This is a genomic window from Oscillospiraceae bacterium, assembly GCA_009780275.1.
Taxonomy (GTDB): domain Bacteria; phylum Bacillota; class Clostridia; order Oscillospirales; family UBA929; genus WRAI01.
In genome coordinates this window covers 26,114-42,440 of record WRAI01000013.1, presented here as the reverse complement: position 1 = coordinate 42,440, position 16,327 = coordinate 26,114, and the positions used below count along the sequence as shown (strand labels likewise).

Here is a 16,327-nt window from a genome sequence, read left to right as displayed (position 1 = left end):
GACATAACAAAAGAACCGCTGCGGTGACAAATGCCCGCTGCGGTTCTTTTCGTTTTCGTATCTATTTCTTTTTTTTAACGATTATGCCGACCGCCGCACCAACAGCAAGAGCAACCAAAGCGGCGATGCCGCCGATGACCCATAGCACAATGTTGTTTTCTTTGTCTTGCCCCGCCGATATATCCGCATCCTCTCCTTGGTTTCCCGGCTCCGTCTCAGTGCTCTCGCCCTGATATTCTGGCTCGTAGGGCAAATATTCCTTGTGGCCGCCGCCGTCAGTGGTGATATCGAAGCGGCGGAATGTGATTTCTTGATTGGCACCGCCGACGACAAATAATCGTATGCCGTTGAGGGTGACAAACCCGTCATCGTCGGCATGGCGATGGATAATTTCCAGGTCAGATAGGGCGAATGAACCTGTCAAGGTCTGATTCGCTGCCAAGTCATCGCCGTCGAACCGTGCATCTTGGAAGTGCGGGTTCAGCGACTCATGCAAGTCCCACGCCACAGCAAAACTTGACGCACCGCCAAACACAAGGATAATGTTTGCGCCGACGCCGCGCCCCAGTGTGATATCGTATTCGATGCGCGTGCCGTCAAGCGGCACGGCAATGCCGTCGTCGGGCAATTGGTAATGCGCAACCGGCCATTCCCCGGTGGTGTTATGCATAGTAAGCGCACCGTCTTGGGCTTCATTGAAGACCACTGCGCCGTCAGCTGCCGACATCCAGTCAGCAGGTTGAAGGGAAATCAGCGGCACAGACTGCGCGCCACGTATAATCGCGGGGCGCGGGCCCTGAAAGACACGCGAGGCATTGGGCTCTTGCTCAAAATATGTTATCATCACCGCTGCGACCGTTTCAGCATAGACTTGTTGACCCAGCGCAGCAAGATGTATGCCGTCTTCGCTGAGAAATTCATTGATATCGTGGTCGTCACAGGCCGCCCGTATATCGGCGAGAGGCACATTGTGTTCGGCGGCCAATTGGCGGATGACATCGTTGTAGGTGTCAAGGACGGCCATTACGCCGCCATCGTTGGCGTAATTCCTATCGAACTCGCCCCACGACACCATATAGGGAATGGTCAGTAAAATGGGTACGGCACCGACTTGGCGAACCCGCTCGATGAAATAGCGCAAATTGTCTCGGAAATCATCCAGCGACACGTACGGCCCTCTGCGATCTGGGCGAAAAAAGTCGTTGGTGCCAAAGGCAATGGTCACAAAGTCGGGGTTGCGCCCCAATACGTCGCGCTCAAAGCGAACACGTGCCATTGCCGTCGTGTCGCCGCCGACACCGGCGTTGATAAGCCGCATGTTTAATTGTGCCGCCAATTGTCGCGACCACTCGCTGGATGCCGTCAAGCTGTCACCGAAGGTGACAAGCGTCGCGCCGTCCAATACCGGAGATTCAGGCTCGGTTGCCATTGCGTCCATGAAGAACACCCCCGTCAATAAAATCAGTGTCAATAATAAATTACCTATGCGTTTCATACGGTTCTCCCTTTCGTATCTTGCCATATATGTCTGCCGCCCACGCCATGTCTTGATGTGACGGCACATCCTCAACCCCACTGCGCCACGGCAGTCCAAGCTCTCGATACTTACCCTCACTATAACAATGACACGCCAAAAACGCAACCCCCTTACAATGCTGCAGCTCACACCGCAACGCGGCAACGGTTTCAATGTGCGCTGCATCCAGTGTTTCGCCGCGCACGAGCAGACAACGCAGTAGCGTTGTGCCGCCCAAGTTGTCAAAGGCGCGTAAGTTCTCTAAAATTTGTTTGTTCGAAACACCGGTATTGCGCTCGTGCCGCGCATCGTCGGTATCTTTTATGTCCCACATCACCAGGTCGGCGACTGTTAAACCTTGCAGGTATTCGGAGACAAAGTGCCCGCTCGTCTGTACAACGACATGGACCCCTTGCCCTTTTGCCGCGGCAATGAGTGCCAATGTCGCCTCATGCAATAGCGGCTCGCCGCCTGAAATGGTCAGCCCACCGTCATTTTGGTAAAATGCAGCATCTTTTTTGACCTCACGTAGGATTTCATCAACGCTCATTTCGACAATACCACTGGCTTCCTCAGGTACTGCCGACAGCATTTCGGGGTTGTGGCACCAACGGCAGTTCAGCGGACAGCCTTTTAAAAACACAGTTGTCCGGATTCCGGGACCGTCATGCGTTGAAAAGCGTTGGATTTTCACCACCGGCAGCTGCGTGTCGCGTTGTTTTTCTGCTTGCTTTCTAGCTAACACCGTTCCCGCTCCGTTCAATGATCATCTGCTGCCATTTTTTGTCCAGAGTGACAAACCGCGCGTTCCAGCCGCTGACTCGTACCGCCAGCGTCTTGTACGCTGCGGGGTTTTCCTGCGCTTGGCGCAGCAGATCGATATTCGGCACGTCAATCTGCATAAACGATCCGCCTAACGCGACAAATCCACGCAATAATCCTATGATAACGGCTATGCCGTTGTCGCCCTCAACGGTTGATTGATGCAATTGCAAGTCAAGTGCCGCGCCGCTGCCCTGCTTGGTCAAATCGGCTTTGCAATATGATTTTATGATGGCTGTGGCACCCTCTTTGTCGGTCCCCGGCGTTGGTGAGGCATTGCCGGACAGAATCTCGCCACGCTTGCGTCCGAATGGCGTTGCCGTCCGATGCGCCGTCCACTCGATTTGCCGCCCAAACGTCGATACACCCGACGGTGTCAACACCCCGCATCGATTGTGGAACGACGCGCAGATGTCGGCAAAGTCATTGAGCACTTGCACTGTAAAGGCATCAGCTTGATCGCAGTCATTGCCGTAATATGTAAAGTTCGCCACGTATTCGCGCAGCGTTTCATAACCTGCCCAGTCATCTTGCACAATCGCCAGCAGTTCACACAATGATACCTTTTGCTCTTGATAGACCAGTCGCCATATAGCATGTAGGCTATTGCCCACGTCAGCCGTGCCACCGGCGTGCGGTGAGCAGACGGTATACGTCGCGCCGCCATCGTAGTAACTCGCGCCGCGCTCGATACAGGGTTTGGTCAGCAAAGACACCACCGAACACGGACCGCGCCTTGGCAGTGCGTCGCCCTCTTTGGGCAATAAGTTGACGATATAGTCGTCGTACAACCCACCAATTGCCGCTCGTACCGTGGCTTTGAATGCATCATAAAGTGCTTCGAAGGTATCGTACGACTTCAACTGTCCGTTGATGCCCAGCGTGTCGTCGGTCAACAGTTTTAGTAAATCAAACGGAATATATTGGAACCATGTCTTGCCCGGAATTTGCATTTCCCAACACCCGTCATTGGCAAAAGTGCGGGCTTCTGCCTCAGTATATCCCTGCCGTATCAATGCTTGAATGATCAGCGGCTCGTTGTAAAAGGCAATGATACCGCCGCCATGGCGCGCTACCTCGGCACAACGCCGCAACAACAATTCTGACGTTACCTCATTGAGTCGCACACTGACGGGGAAATCGCTGATATTCAGCTCTTCGATAATGTCCAGCGCGAGATACGTCACCTCGTTGGCAACCTCTCGTCCTTCACGATCAATGCCGGCCAAGATAATATTCTGATAATGCTGTCCGTCGCCGCCACTGTAACGCTCGGGCGCGGTTGAGGTAATCCATTCGCAGCCTTTGATGAAAAAGTGCGCCAAAATCTCTCGCGCTTGCAGCAACGTCAATCTGCCATCCTGCAAATCCTGTATCAGATAGTCGCCCAACATTTCGTCAATGCGACCGATGCCGGGCCAGTTGCCGCATAACCGTGTAAAGGCAAAGGTGAACCACAACGACTGCACGGCTTCGTGGAAATTTCGCGGCGGCTCAAAAGGCACGCGCTCTAAGTTTTGCCGCACAACGCCATCTACCGCGTTCAAATATCGCTTATGCCATGTGCGAAATGACGTGATTGTGTTTTTCAAACTCGTATAAAACGGGCTGTTTCCTTTGGCAGCAACACAGTTGTCCAGTTCCCGCTCAATACCGTTGAGTCCTATCTGCAGCACGCGGTCGAAACCCAGTGTGACATGGCTTACACCAGGAATGATTTCCTCGCTGCATTTGGCCGGCAACGCATGCGCCATGGCCATACCCAGAGTCGCCGCACCGCTCACCAATTCGCCGTCGCAGATGCGAATGGGCGCTTGCTCAGCGATGATTTTGATGTACAAGTCGTATTTTTCCAACGACGAGAGTTTGTCAAAGTCGTCGCACTCGACACGCACGAAATTATGCCCCAATGCCTCGTCACCATATTTGCCTTGTTGTGATTTCCAGGCAAACCGGCGCGTTGTCTCCGACAATCGTACCGGGCGTGCTATGTTATGATTTGTTGTAAAGACCATGAACTTATCAGCCTTTGTGCCAAGTCGCCTTGTTGACAATATGGGTGTAGCTTTGGAGCAGCTTGACGACTTTGGTTGATACATTGTCGTCTTGATAATCGTGGGGCAGATAGCCTTTATCGCCGTTTTGCGCCATTGTGACAGCCAGTGCTATAGCCTGTTCAACATCTTTTCCATTGATGCCACCAATGACGACAGTGCCTTTGTCTAACACTTCGGGGCGCTCAGTCGAGGTTCTGATCAACACGCCGGGAAATCCTAAAATCGCGCTCTCTTCTGACAGCGTTCCGCTGTCGGACAAGACACAATAACTGTTTTGTTGCAGTTTGTTGTAATCCAAGAAGCCAAACGGTTTTATATTTTGCACCAGCTCGTGGAATTTGAAGTTTCGTGTTTGGATGAATTTCTCGCTTCTCGGGTGTGTCGAATAGATAACCGGCATTTGATATTTTTCGGCAATGTTGTTGATGGCTGTCATCAACGTCATAAAGTTTTGCTCATTGTCGATGTTCTCCTCGCGGTGCGCCGATATCATGATATACTGCCCTTGCTTGATGTTTAGCTGCGCTAAAATGTTGCTGTTATCAATGCCAATTTTATGCGCGTCCAACACTTCTTTCATAGGCGAGCCGGTGACAAAGACGGTTTTTCCGTCGATGCCTTCACTTAACAGATACCGCCGCGAGTTTTCGGTATATGGCAGATTGATGTCGGCGATATGGTCAACGATTTTGCGGTTGATCATTTCGGGCACATTCCAGTCCCAACAGCGGTTGCCGGCTTCCATGTGGAAGATGGGAATTTTCAACCGTTTGGCACAAATGGCTGAGAGGGCTGAATTTGTATCACCCAGCACCAGTAGTGCGTCGGGCTTTTCTTGCGCCATCACAGTGTAAGATTTGGCGAGAATATTTCCCATCGTTTCACCCAGATTTTCGCCGGCACTGTCCAAATAATGGTCGGGCTCTCTGAGTTGCAAATCCTCAAAAAACACTTGGTTTAACGTGTAATCCCAGTTCTGCCCCGTGTGCACCAATATGTGGTTGAAATATTTGTCGCAAGCCTTGATACACGCTGAAAGTCGGATGATTTCAGGGCGTGTGCCAAGCATTGTCATTACCTTGAGCTTTTCCATTTCAGACCTCCAGAAAATAGGTGTCGGGATTGGCAGAATCAAACTTCTCATTGGCCCACATAATGGTCACCATATCAATTTCGCCCAGGTTTTCGATGTTGTGTGTGTATCCTGTCGGAATGTCTACAACTTCCAGCTTATCACCACTGACAAAGTATTCGATGACTTCATTGCTATCCGGTTGGCGAAAGCGGATGACACCACGCCCGCTAACGACCAAAAACTTCTCATTCTTTGTGTTGTGCCAGTGGTTTCCTTTAGTGATATGCGGCTTGGAGATATTGACAGACACCTGCCCGCAGTCGTCTGTTTTCAAAAGTTCGGTGAAGGAGCCGCGGTTGTCGATATTCATTTTTAGCGGGTAGCTGAACTCGTCTTTTGGCAGGTAGCTTAGATATGTGGCATATAATTTCTTGCTGAACACATTGCCTTGATCGGGGATGGAGAGGTCACTGCGGCTCTGCTTGAAAGCATACAGCAGCTCAGCGATGGTGCCTAGCTTTACTTCATGGACAATTGGCACGGCGCAGTAGTCGGCGGATTTGGTTTCTCTGCCGTCGAGTGCGTTGATGAGTTCGTTGACAACATCGTCGATATAGACGAGTTTCATGTCGATATTGGGGTCGTTTATCTTGATATCAAGCCCGTTGGCGATGTTATGACAGAAAGTGGCGACAGCGCTGTTGTAGTTTGGTCTGCACCACTTGCCAAAGACATTGGGAAGGCGATACACCAGCACTTTGACGCCGTTATCACGGCCATATTGAAAGAGTAAGTCCTCGCCGGCTTTCTTTGATTTTCCGTAGGGGTTGTCCAACACGGCTTGCGTTGAGGAGGTAATAAGTATGGGAGATTTGTTGCCGCGGGCTTTGAGCGTGTCAAGGAGTTGCGAGGTGAAACCGAAGTTTCCTTCCATAAATTGATTCTCATTTTGCGGACGATTGATGCCTGCAAGATGAAATACAAAGTTACACTCAGCGCAGAATTGTTCTAACTCTGCCAAAGCATTGTCTGTGTCGTACTCAAAAATATCGGCATACCCCCTGTTTTTAAGGCCATGGATCAAATTTTTGCCGACAAATCCTTTGGCACCTGTCACTAGTATTTTCATTTAACGTCCTTTCCACGCGGCAACTTCATCCCTGATATATGCCAATGTCAGCAACTTTTCCTTTACTTCTTCAATGTTGAGGAGCGCTGTGTTGTTGGAGTTGAACTCGGAGAGCTGCGTCCGCTGTACTTCACCTTGGTTAAAATATTTGTCGTAATTGAGGCCGCGCTTGTCAGCCGGGACGCGGTAGAAGTCGCCCATATCTATGGCATTGGCGCACTCTTCGTTGGTCAGCAGCGTTTCATACATCTTTTCGCCGTGGCGGATGCCGATGATTTTGATTTCATTGCTAACATCAAACAACGCTTTGACAGCCTGTGCCAAAATGCCGATGGTGCAGGCTGGTGCTTTATGTACCATTATATCACCTGTTTCGGCATTTGTAAACGCGAACAGCACTAACTCGACGGCCTCCTCAAGGCTCATGATGAAACGGGTCATAGATGGCTCGGTGATGGTCAGTTGTTTGCCGGCCTTGATTTGCTCAATAAAGAGTGGGATGACTGAGCCGCGGGAACACATGACGTTACCGTACCGCGTGACGCAGATGAGCGTCTTGTCCGGCGTAACGACACGTGATTTTGCAACTACAACTTTTTCCATCATCGCTTTTGATGTGCCCATGGCGTTAACGGGATAAGCCGCTTTGTCTGTCGACAAGCAGATGACTTTTTTGACACCCTCGGCGACGGCGGCATTCAGGACGTTTTCGCTGCCCAGCACGTTGGTTTTTACTGCTTCCAGCGGAAAAAACTCACAGGATGGCACTTGTTTAAGTGCGGCGGCGTGGAATACGTAGTCGACACCGTGCATGGCGTTACGAATACTGCTCTCGCTGCGCACATCACCGATGTAGAGTTTGATTTTGTCTGAGTTGTACGCCTTTCGCATATCGTCCTGCTTTTTTTCATCGCGGGAAAATATGCGGATTTCACCGATATCGGTAGCCAAGAAACGGTCAAGTACGGCATTGCCGAACGAGCCGGTGCCACCGGTGATGAGCAGAGTTTTGTTCTTAAACACTTTCTTTAGTCCTCCTTTTTTGTTTCCATATATCGCAAAGATATGAGAAACTGGGGTTTTTGAATGCCGCCGATAACAGGGCGTACAGCACTACACCGACGATGCCTTGCATGCCCAGTACAAATATGGGGTGGATGGGAATGTACAACAGTGCGTACATAAGCCCGCCCATGAACAAGGCAATGACGATATTGGGGCCTATATCTTTCAGCAACTCACTTGCCGAATAATGCAAGATACGCTTGTTGGGGATGATGTTGATGGCAGTGGCAAGCATTTCTATCATTAAGCCGGCGATGACAATGACAAATACATTTTGAAAAAATATCACGGCAACAGCGAGAAGCACTATGCTTACAATTCGTTTAATAACCATCAGTTTGAAGAATATATCACTCCTGCCAACAGCGTTAATGGCTTGCAAACTCGCGGTCTGTAACGGTATCAGCAGCACGACGAGGCAATACAATTGCAAAAATGGAACCGCACCGTTCCACTGCGCGCCCAGCACAACGGCAATCAGCGTTTCTCCCATAGCGGCCAGTCCCAACATGGCCGGAAAGACAAGGTATGTGCTTAGTGTAACAGTTCGCCGCACCATCGCTTTTACACGAATCATGTCATCTTGATGCGCCGAATACGCGGGCAGCATGACCGATTGAATGGAGCCATCGATATTGTTATTGAGTATAAAGGGAAACATTTTGCCCTTATTATGAAAGGCCAACGTTTCAGCTGAAAACTGCCGTCCAATAACCAGGCTAACTATGTTGTGGTAGGTGGAGTCGATGAGTCGTGCACCGAGCAACTTGCTTCCGTATCGGAAAAGGCTTTTTGCCCTTGTAAAAGAAAAGGACAAGGTAGGTCGCCACTTGACAGCAAACCACAGGACGACGCAAGTGATGATTTGAAAAAGCAATTGCTGATAGACCAGCGCCCAAGCACCGAAATTGTATAACGCCAGTGCAATGCCGGCCACGCCTGACAACACAACAGCTACCATGCCGGCATAAAATTGCTTTTTGAATTGCATATTCTTGGCGACAACGGCGTTTTGTACAGAATTGAAAGCGCCGGGAAAGAGCATAACGGCCATCACACGCAAGGTTGACGTCAGCTCCGGCATATGGTAGAACCGCGCAATCCACGGCGCGCTGAAAAATAGTAGCAAGTATAACAACGCGGCCAACATAAGGCTACAGTAGAAAACGGAGGATGAATCTGTTTCGTCGGCGTCTTTCTTTTGTATCAGCGCAGTGTTGAGTCCTGATTGCACAAAAATTGTGGCTATGGCGATAAAGACAGTCAACAGAGCGACGACGCCGAACTCTTCGGGACTTAGAATGCGGGCAATAACAATAGAGGTGATGAACTGTGCAATTTGTACGCCGCCACGTTCGAAAAACTTCCAAGCAAGGTTCGTGGCGACACTTTTGCGTGATACGGGTTGTCTGTCTGTCACAAAATTTCCTCCACGAATGTTTCAGGCCGATTATGTTTGAATGCACTCTGTATCTCTTCAAAATCAACATGTTTATCGTTTGTGCTTATGATAAAACTTTCCAAGCGTTTCGCCTGCTCTTCTAAATCTGTTTCGCGCTCATCCAGCAGCAATGACAGAGGGTATTTTTCGAGGTAAGGTATACAAGCATCGTTGTCGATGGCGTATGTGGATATGATTGGCTTGCCGTATGACATATACTCAAAAATCTTGCTGGGGATAACAGCCGCTTCCTTGTTGCCCAAGTTGACGAGTATGTCTGCGCGCTGGTAGAACCGTTCCATTTCGGCATGCGACACCCGCGGAAGATGCTTTACCTTGACTGAATCTTTTTTCATATTGCCAAACAGTTGTGTGCAATTGCAGTCGCCGATAAGAGTAAATGCAATGTCATCATTCTTGATTACGTTGAGTACCGACATAAAATACGGTACATTTCTCATGGGATAGTGTGCCGTCCCACAAAACATCATGTTTGTCTTTCCGATGACGTCACACGCTGTTTCTACTTCACTTTTTTTGAGCAGCGGTATGCCCAGAAACGTAATCTTATCATAAAAATGATTTTCCGAATTATATTGCTCATGATGTTTGCGGCTGGACTCCATCGCTACGACGGTGTCGGCATTGGCAAAAAGCTTACACTCCCATTTCAACTTCTTTTTAAACATCCATTTCTTAGGAACAAGCTTTGTATTAAACGGCATTCCACCGGATAATGTGTCCAAAAGATAGGGCACGTATTTGATTTCGGGATATTTTTTTTTCATCTTATGCCCGACAATAAGCGCGGAAAACGGCAGGTGCACGGCAACAATGACGTCGAATTTTTTGACTTTATGCAGTCGCAAGGCTTTACGATAGGCTTTGCGGGTGAAAATGGGGTCACTCCACGGCCATGTCAACAGAAAGGGCACGTCTTTTATTTTTTTTAGAATCAGCAATATTTTTCTCAACAGCTTACAGCATCCAGTTTGTCTGCCTTCGGTGCGGTAAATAAGTGTTTGAATAAGACCTCTGCTTATTTTGTGAACATCGACATGTTTGGTGTCAGCGGACTGCTTATCGTCGTAACAAATGCAGGTGACATCGTATTCGTCCGGCGACATGGCTTCGATGACGTTTTGCACGCATATGCCATTGGGGCTCGGACGCGGCAAATAGCGGCCTGTCAAAAATAGAATATTTTTCACGCGGCGTAACCTCAATTCTTATTCTGTTGCATTACATGTCCTATGTTGTCGCTCTCGCCTCTGATAAAGCGGACAATCGACGTTGTCGATTTGCTGTTGGTGTAGGGGAAATACACGACGCCGGCGCCAAGCTTATTTAACTCTTTTTCTGTTTCTGAAAATATCGATGAGTTTTTCCAATCGTCGCCAACAAACATGACATCAAATTTAATTTCGTGATATGCGGCCAATTTATCGCGGTTAATCTGCGGCACAACTTTATCTACATATCTGATTGCTTCGACAATGGCGACGCGTTCGGCGTACGGTATAATCGGCACTTTGTTTTTGTACTCTTTTACCAGCTCATCAGTACTTACGCCCACAATCAAGTAGTCACACTGCTCTTTGGCTTTTTTTAAGATATTTAGGTGTCCTATATGAAATAAATCAAAAACGCCTGTAGTATAACCAACTCTAGACTTTTCCATAGTCATCCTCCAATTTGCATCGTATAATGTGATGAGCCGGCTTTTGTTTATCCTTAGGCGGCAGTTTCATATAATCGCCGTACATTTCGTGGAGAAAAATCTCGTAGTCCTTGGGAATGCACAGCTTGTGCCCACAAAAATCAACCCGTATCAACTCGGTATATATTTCGCGTTTATACGCCGGTCTTGTTTTTGTCGGATGACAAACTTTGTATGTGTATTCCGTCGGCTTTTTGTTGTAGAAGCGCATCACTTTTTCCGCCAAGCGGTTTATTCGGCGGATATTCAAAAGGGATAGCGGCCATACAACAATTTTTTTTAGGGTGCCGTGAGGGAATTTCAGTTTATTCCATCTTGCGTTTCTGATAAATGACAATAATTTGCCCTGGCATTTATAGGTTCTCATTTTTATATTGTCTATGGGAAAAACGTCAACATACACGCCATGATGGATATTGTACCTCGCCAAATCTCTTTCTACATAGACAGTATTGTTTCGCTTCATTTTCGCAAAGTCAGTCGGATACTCAAGTTCCGAGATATTTGTTTGAAGGAAGAACTTTTCGTCAAGCTCATCTTGGCAAACAGCAACAAACCTGTCATAGTCCTCGCGAAGCATAGCAATGTCCAAATCGTCGTCCCAAGGAATAAATCCACTGTGCCGAACGGCGCCGAGCATAGAGCCGCCATCCAAAATATAATTAATGTCATGTTTTACGCAAATTCTGTCTATTTCGAGGGCTATATCCAACATCACACTTTGAACATCTTCAATGTCATAGCCACAGATTAAGTATTTTGACATATTGTACCCCCGTTTTCTAAGGCAGTGCCATTGACATACATTTTATTTTCCAAGACTCTTTCATCGTCCGATTTTTTGAGACTTGATGTACATAAAGTTATCGCGAGGAACCAAAAAAGCGGATGAGAATAGAAAGTGCCTGAACCAAAGAATGAAGCAAGGAAGATAAGGCAAATCGTTTTTGCAATCATATTGTTCCCTTGCCAATAAAAGGCCCCGAATATGCCAAATGATAAAATCAAACCGATAAGCCCAGTTCCGTACCATACATACGCCGCACCCGGCATCCACGCATTATCAGGCACCACACCATATCCATGACCAAAAAACGAAGGAATAAAACGCATACCAAAAACATATTCATAACCGCTAAGCCGAGCGTCAGCAGCTTGTTCGTTAAATAGCAATCGGTCAACAGAATCTCGTACAACTTCAATATTATTATAACTAGCCAGAGCAACAATGACTGCCAGAATGAAAAAGAATAGCGCGGCACCCTTATTTTTTATCCCCCTAAATCCAAACACAGCATAGACAATAATCAAATTCAACACGCCTTGTCCTGCCGTACTCATCAAAATGCCAATGGTAAATAAGAAAATGAGGAAGACACGTAACTTCTTTGACAAGTTATTTGTAAACAAAGCCAATATCAGAGCGACAATGACAAAGCGGCTAAAATGAGCTGGTTCTAAGAAAAATGAACCGGGGCGAAATTGCCAGTAAAAACGCCCGGCAAAATCAATCAATGCGACGTCTTCTAAATACAGCAACCCCGGAATCCACCCCAGGACTACCTGCCCATACATATGAAACATGATATATTGAAAAAACAAAAAGAAGCAGGCTGCCGTCGCAATTGTGAATAGCGCTTTTCGAAAAACCTCTATATTAAAATATCGCCTGCCGCAAGTAAATACACACAATATGTAAAAAATAAATCGAATCATTCTAAATATGAGTGCCGATGTCACCTGTGTAGCTGCTATCGGAGAAAAGAGCAAGTTAATGAACAACATGAAAAGCGCGTAGCCGCAAAATATAGCGGCAACTGTCAATCTTTTGTCTTTCTGTATCGGATACTTAAGCGACATCATAAAAAACGCCATTAAAATGATATCTCCGACAGTAAAGCGAAAGAACGCTCTGTACACACACAGAATCGGATACATGGCCAAAAAAACAGAAAAATATTTTTGTGTTTTCGGTGATACGCCATTGGTTGGTTGGTTCATAGATGTATCTGTCATGACGTTAACCCATCGCTCTTACTAATCTTTTTGATGATTTGGCTCCCGGCTTGAAATTCAGCATATACCCGCTCAGTTTCGGCATCGCATTTTTCTCTAAATGTTTGAATGTTGATGTTTGTATAATATTGGAATATTCTTTCGGCAAAGTCCTCCTCGCGCGGGTCGCAGGCAAAGCCAACGCCACTCTCGGCCGCTTTTCCTGCCATAAATGAACCGCGCATACAAATCTGCGGAATTCTAAATATCACGCCGTCATAGTATTTGTTGCCCATGGCGAGCATTGTGTTGTTGTCATAGTAAATATTGTGAATAATATCTGTTTTACGCACAAACTGATAGCGTTCTTCGGGTTTGTATTCGCCATGAAAAAAAACATTGCCGATGCCGTTGTCTTTAACATATTGTTTCAGATTTAGCGCAACTTGCTGCTCTCTGCCGTAGTAGTAAAGTTCAAAGCGGCTGTCGGCAGCGATTTTCCGAATGATTTCACGATTGATTTCCTCATGACGGATAAAGCCCCAGTACGCAATACGAATTTTATCCGAGGGGGTGCCGTATGCTTCTTTCTCTTCTCTATGGGCCAGCGAGTCAACGAGTATGTTGTGCGAGGTGTAAATCTTATCTTTTTCTGATTTCGGCAGAAAGACCCGAAACGCGTCACTACTGACAAAGGTAGCATATGAACGTTTCACCAGATTTCCGACGGCTTTTTTGAAGGGGGGAAACGCTTCATAGGTCGAATCACGATAGTCAAATATGTATTTCCCGTCATATTGTCTTTTCAAAATCTTACCAATCAAAACGCCCGGCAGTGAGTGCAGAACAATGACAACGTCAAAGGTCTCTTGCTTAAGCAACCGTAAGGCAAATTTTCTGTATTCAGCAAAGCTGCGGAATTTGGCGAGTTTTGAGACATCGTCTTCTTGGTAATGCCTAAATTCATGCAGCGTGATGCCTTGCAAGGCATCTGTGCTTTCATCCTGCAAATCACGATTCCAGTACAGCAGATGAACATCATTTTCCGATGTGTCAATATTGCCGAGATAGAAGTTCATATACGGCATATATTTAATTTTTGTGAAGCCGACAATGAGAATTTTCATTTTTTCCTCCCAGCTTTTCTGTGTACAATGATCTAAAATGATTCTAATCCTACCGCATTCAATATAACGCGTAGCCAGCTGCGCAAACTGTATTTCTTGTAAATGCCATCATCTATCGCTTCGTATTCGCGTTGTAAGAACGCCTTGATGCCATTTCGATTGTTCTCATCTAAAACATATATATTATTCTCGTTATAAAAGTCATAGTTTTTAATATTGGCATTTGTCGTAACCAATTTCTTTTTTGCACCGAGCGCCTCCATTGTCCGTATTGTAAGCCCGCTTTGTTTGTCGTGCGGAATATCAAAAATGGCGTTAGTGCTGCCGGTCATACGTATATTTTCTTGCTCGGGCAAAGGCGTAAACGTAAACTCGTTCTTTTTGGCTTTCTTAAAGGCCTTGACAAAAAACTTATTATACACATATTGCAATCTATTGATAAACATATATGAGTAGATATTGACACCATCTGCCTCTAAGGCGGGGAATAGTTCCTTGATAATTTTATATCTGTTCGGATGTACGGTACATATACTTACCAAATCGTATTTTATATCGTTTCTTTTCACACAATCAATTTCCTCGTACGATTTGCTGTAAAATAAAGGAAGAAATTGCAGCGCACTGTTTTCAGCGCAATCGGCGGAATCAAACGAAAAAGCCACGTCAAAGTAAGATATAATTTTATTTGCCTGCGGGTATAGCTGAATCGGATCCCACATATACAGCACAAACTTGGCGTTCTTTTGGCTGTCTTTCAACTTATCCATTATCTTAGGCGTAATGACTTTGTCATTCATGATAAAGACTAAGTCATAGTCTTTGTCTTTGGTTTCAGCAATCATGTTGTTGAAATACCGCTCAACGATTGAATGGACAAGGCTTTTTTTAATTTTTGTTATGCCTTTCAAAAAAGAATTTTCGCTTGGCCTGTCATTGTAATAGTCAACTTCATAGCCTTGGTGCTCAAACTCGTTGATGATATGTCGATAGATATTAAAAAAAGGCGAAGCAATATATAGCACCTTTTTTCTGCAAGATATATTTTCCATTTCAATCTCTTGCTCCTTACATATTTTCACTTAACAGTATACTCTCTTCAAACTTGTGCAGACATACTCGTTATTTTGCGGCAAAAACAATCCGCCATTGCTTTTCTCTATCAACAGCCGTACAAACTCACATAAGTTGTCGATATAAATCATACTTCGTTTGTTGTCAATCCGCGGAAACATCGGCATTTTTTTTGCCATTCTTGAAAGTGCCGCATAATTCCCTTTGCAATCTTTTCCATACACCATTGGCGGACGTATGATCGCTGTTTTGAATGTTTCGTCATCCAACGCTTGAATCAATTTTTCTGCTTCAAGCTTTAACTTTCCGTAATGATTCTTCGGATTAGGGTTTGTGTCGGATGTGATACTACCGCTACCCAGTCCGTATACACTCATCGTGCTGAGAAATATAAATTGCGCAGCACCGGCATCCTTTGCCAGCCTTGCTGTTTCAACTGCCAAATCTCTATTGACATCATAGTACAGGTTTTCGTTTCCCTTTGTTTCCTTGATATGCGCGATGCCGGCCACATGAAACACGACATCAAAACCAAAAAAATCCCTCTCTCGCCACGAACCATCGATCATATCTATTGTTTCGACGGCGTATTCACCAGGGTATTGGCCAACCCAATTTTCAAATGAAGTGCCTATATAACTGTCGGCACCCGTAATCAATATCTTTTTCATCTTACAGCAGTCTCCTCGCGTTCAGCGAAATTTTCTACTGTTTCGGCTTTCTCGGCAATGCCGCCCTCCACGACGCCATCACGTTTCAACACGCTCTTGACTGTTCCGAAAAAGCACTTGCAGTCCATGCAAAAGCTCATGTTCTTCACGTAATCGCCGTCTAACTTTGCTTTAACAACAATGGGCAGCTCATCGCGGCCGTTGATTTGTGCCCAACCGGTCAAGCCGGGGCGCACATCGTTGGCGCCATATTTGTCCCGCTCAGCAATCAAATCGCCTTGGTTCCAAAGCGCCGGGCGCGGCCCGATGATGCTCATTTTCGCTGTGAGAATATTCCAGATTTGCGGCAACTCGTCTAAGCTCAGCTTGCGCATGACCTTGCCCGTTCTGCTGATCCACTGTTCTGGGTTTTCCAGCAAATGCGTCGGTGTATCTTTGGGCGTATCAGTGCGCATAGTGCGGAATTTTAACATGTTAAAGCAAGCTTTATGCATGCCGATTCGCTTTTGCTTAAAAAACACGGGGCCAGGCGAATCTAACTTAATGATTACCGCCAACGCCAAAAACAAAGGCGAGAATATGACCAAACCCAATAAAGCAAGCACAACATCAATCATTCGTTTTCCGAACTTTAT

At 46.5% G+C, this 16,327-nt stretch carries 15 protein-coding genes; all 15 read right to left on the bottom strand.

Annotation, left to right across the window (positions count from 1 at the left end; genetic code table 11):
* Positions 1–61: 61 nt before the first annotated feature.
* From FWE06_05360 to FWE06_05290, 15 genes are read right to left on the bottom strand one after another with little or no spacing between them, the layout of a single operon-like run.
* On the bottom strand, positions 62–1,495 hold the full coding sequence (locus FWE06_05360; GenBank protein MCL2546608.1) for an SGNH/GDSL hydrolase family protein: 1,434 nt from the start codon (positions 1,493–1,495) through the stop codon (positions 62–64).
* The gene (locus FWE06_05355; protein ID MCL2546607.1) at positions 1,479–2,261 is read right to left on the bottom strand and encodes a radical SAM protein; all 783 of its coding nucleotides are present in this window, start codon (positions 2,259–2,261) and stop codon (positions 1,479–1,481) included. The genes FWE06_05360 and FWE06_05355 overlap by 17 nt, the downstream gene beginning before the upstream one ends.
* Positions 2,251–4,353 (bottom strand): hypothetical protein, encoded by a 2,103-nt coding sequence (locus FWE06_05350; GenBank protein MCL2546606.1) that lies wholly within the window; start codon positions 4,351–4,353, stop codon positions 2,251–2,253. Before FWE06_05350 ends, FWE06_05355 begins: the two co-directional genes overlap by 11 nt.
* Positions 4,354–4,360: 7 nt before the next feature.
* Positions 4,361–5,488: a UDP-N-acetylglucosamine 2-epimerase (non-hydrolyzing) gene (wecB, locus tag FWE06_05345; protein MCL2546605.1), complete on the bottom strand. Its 1,128-nt coding sequence runs from the start codon at positions 5,486–5,488 to the stop codon at positions 4,361–4,363.
* A gap of 1 nt (position 5,489) precedes the next feature.
* The gene (locus FWE06_05340; protein MCL2546604.1) at positions 5,490–6,599 is read right to left on the bottom strand and encodes a capsular polysaccharide biosynthesis protein CapF; all 1,110 of its coding nucleotides are present in this window, start codon (positions 6,597–6,599) and stop codon (positions 5,490–5,492) included.
* Positions 6,600–7,622, bottom strand: a complete 1,023-nt coding sequence (locus FWE06_05335) for a polysaccharide biosynthesis protein (protein ID MCL2546603.1) — start codon at positions 7,620–7,622, stop codon at positions 6,600–6,602. It abuts the gene before it with no gap.
* On the bottom strand, positions 7,615–9,084 hold the full coding sequence (locus FWE06_05330; GenBank protein MCL2546602.1) for a lipopolysaccharide biosynthesis protein: 1,470 nt from the start codon (positions 9,082–9,084) through the stop codon (positions 7,615–7,617). Before FWE06_05330 ends, FWE06_05335 begins: the two co-directional genes overlap by 8 nt.
* The gene (locus FWE06_05325; protein MCL2546601.1) at positions 9,081–10,316 is read right to left on the bottom strand and encodes a glycosyltransferase; all 1,236 of its coding nucleotides are present in this window, start codon (positions 10,314–10,316) and stop codon (positions 9,081–9,083) included. Before FWE06_05325 ends, FWE06_05330 begins: the two co-directional genes overlap by 4 nt.
* Before the next feature lie 11 nt (positions 10,317–10,327).
* Positions 10,328–10,786: an adenylyltransferase/cytidyltransferase family protein gene (locus tag FWE06_05320; protein MCL2546600.1), complete on the bottom strand. Its 459-nt coding sequence runs from the start codon at positions 10,784–10,786 to the stop codon at positions 10,328–10,330.
* Positions 10,773–11,591 (bottom strand): LicD family protein, encoded by an 819-nt coding sequence (locus tag FWE06_05315; protein MCL2546599.1) that lies wholly within the window; start codon positions 11,589–11,591, stop codon positions 10,773–10,775. The genes FWE06_05320 and FWE06_05315 overlap by 14 nt, the downstream gene beginning before the upstream one ends.
* Positions 11,576–12,841, bottom strand: coding sequence for a hypothetical protein (locus tag FWE06_05310; GenBank protein MCL2546598.1), 1,266 nt, complete (start codon positions 12,839–12,841; stop codon positions 11,576–11,578). The genes FWE06_05315 and FWE06_05310 overlap by 16 nt, the downstream gene beginning before the upstream one ends.
* Positions 12,838–13,947 carry a hypothetical protein gene (locus FWE06_05305; GenBank protein ID MCL2546597.1) on the bottom strand — a complete coding sequence of 370 codons (1,110 nt, stop codon included), beginning with the start codon at positions 13,945–13,947 and terminating at the stop codon, positions 12,838–12,840. Before FWE06_05305 ends, FWE06_05310 begins: the two co-directional genes overlap by 4 nt.
* Positions 13,948–13,979: 32 nt before the next feature.
* Positions 13,980–14,999 (bottom strand): hypothetical protein, encoded by a 1,020-nt coding sequence (locus FWE06_05300; GenBank protein ID MCL2546596.1) that lies wholly within the window; start codon positions 14,997–14,999, stop codon positions 13,980–13,982.
* Positions 15,000–15,029: 30 nt separating this feature from the next.
* The gene (locus FWE06_05295; GenBank protein MCL2546595.1) at positions 15,030–15,692 is read right to left on the bottom strand and encodes an NAD-dependent epimerase/dehydratase family protein; all 663 of its coding nucleotides are present in this window, start codon (positions 15,690–15,692) and stop codon (positions 15,030–15,032) included.
* Positions 15,689–16,309, bottom strand: coding sequence for a sugar transferase (locus tag FWE06_05290; GenBank protein MCL2546594.1), 621 nt, complete (start codon positions 16,307–16,309; stop codon positions 15,689–15,691). Before FWE06_05290 ends, FWE06_05295 begins: the two co-directional genes overlap by 4 nt.
* Positions 16,310–16,327 lie beyond the last annotated feature (18 nt).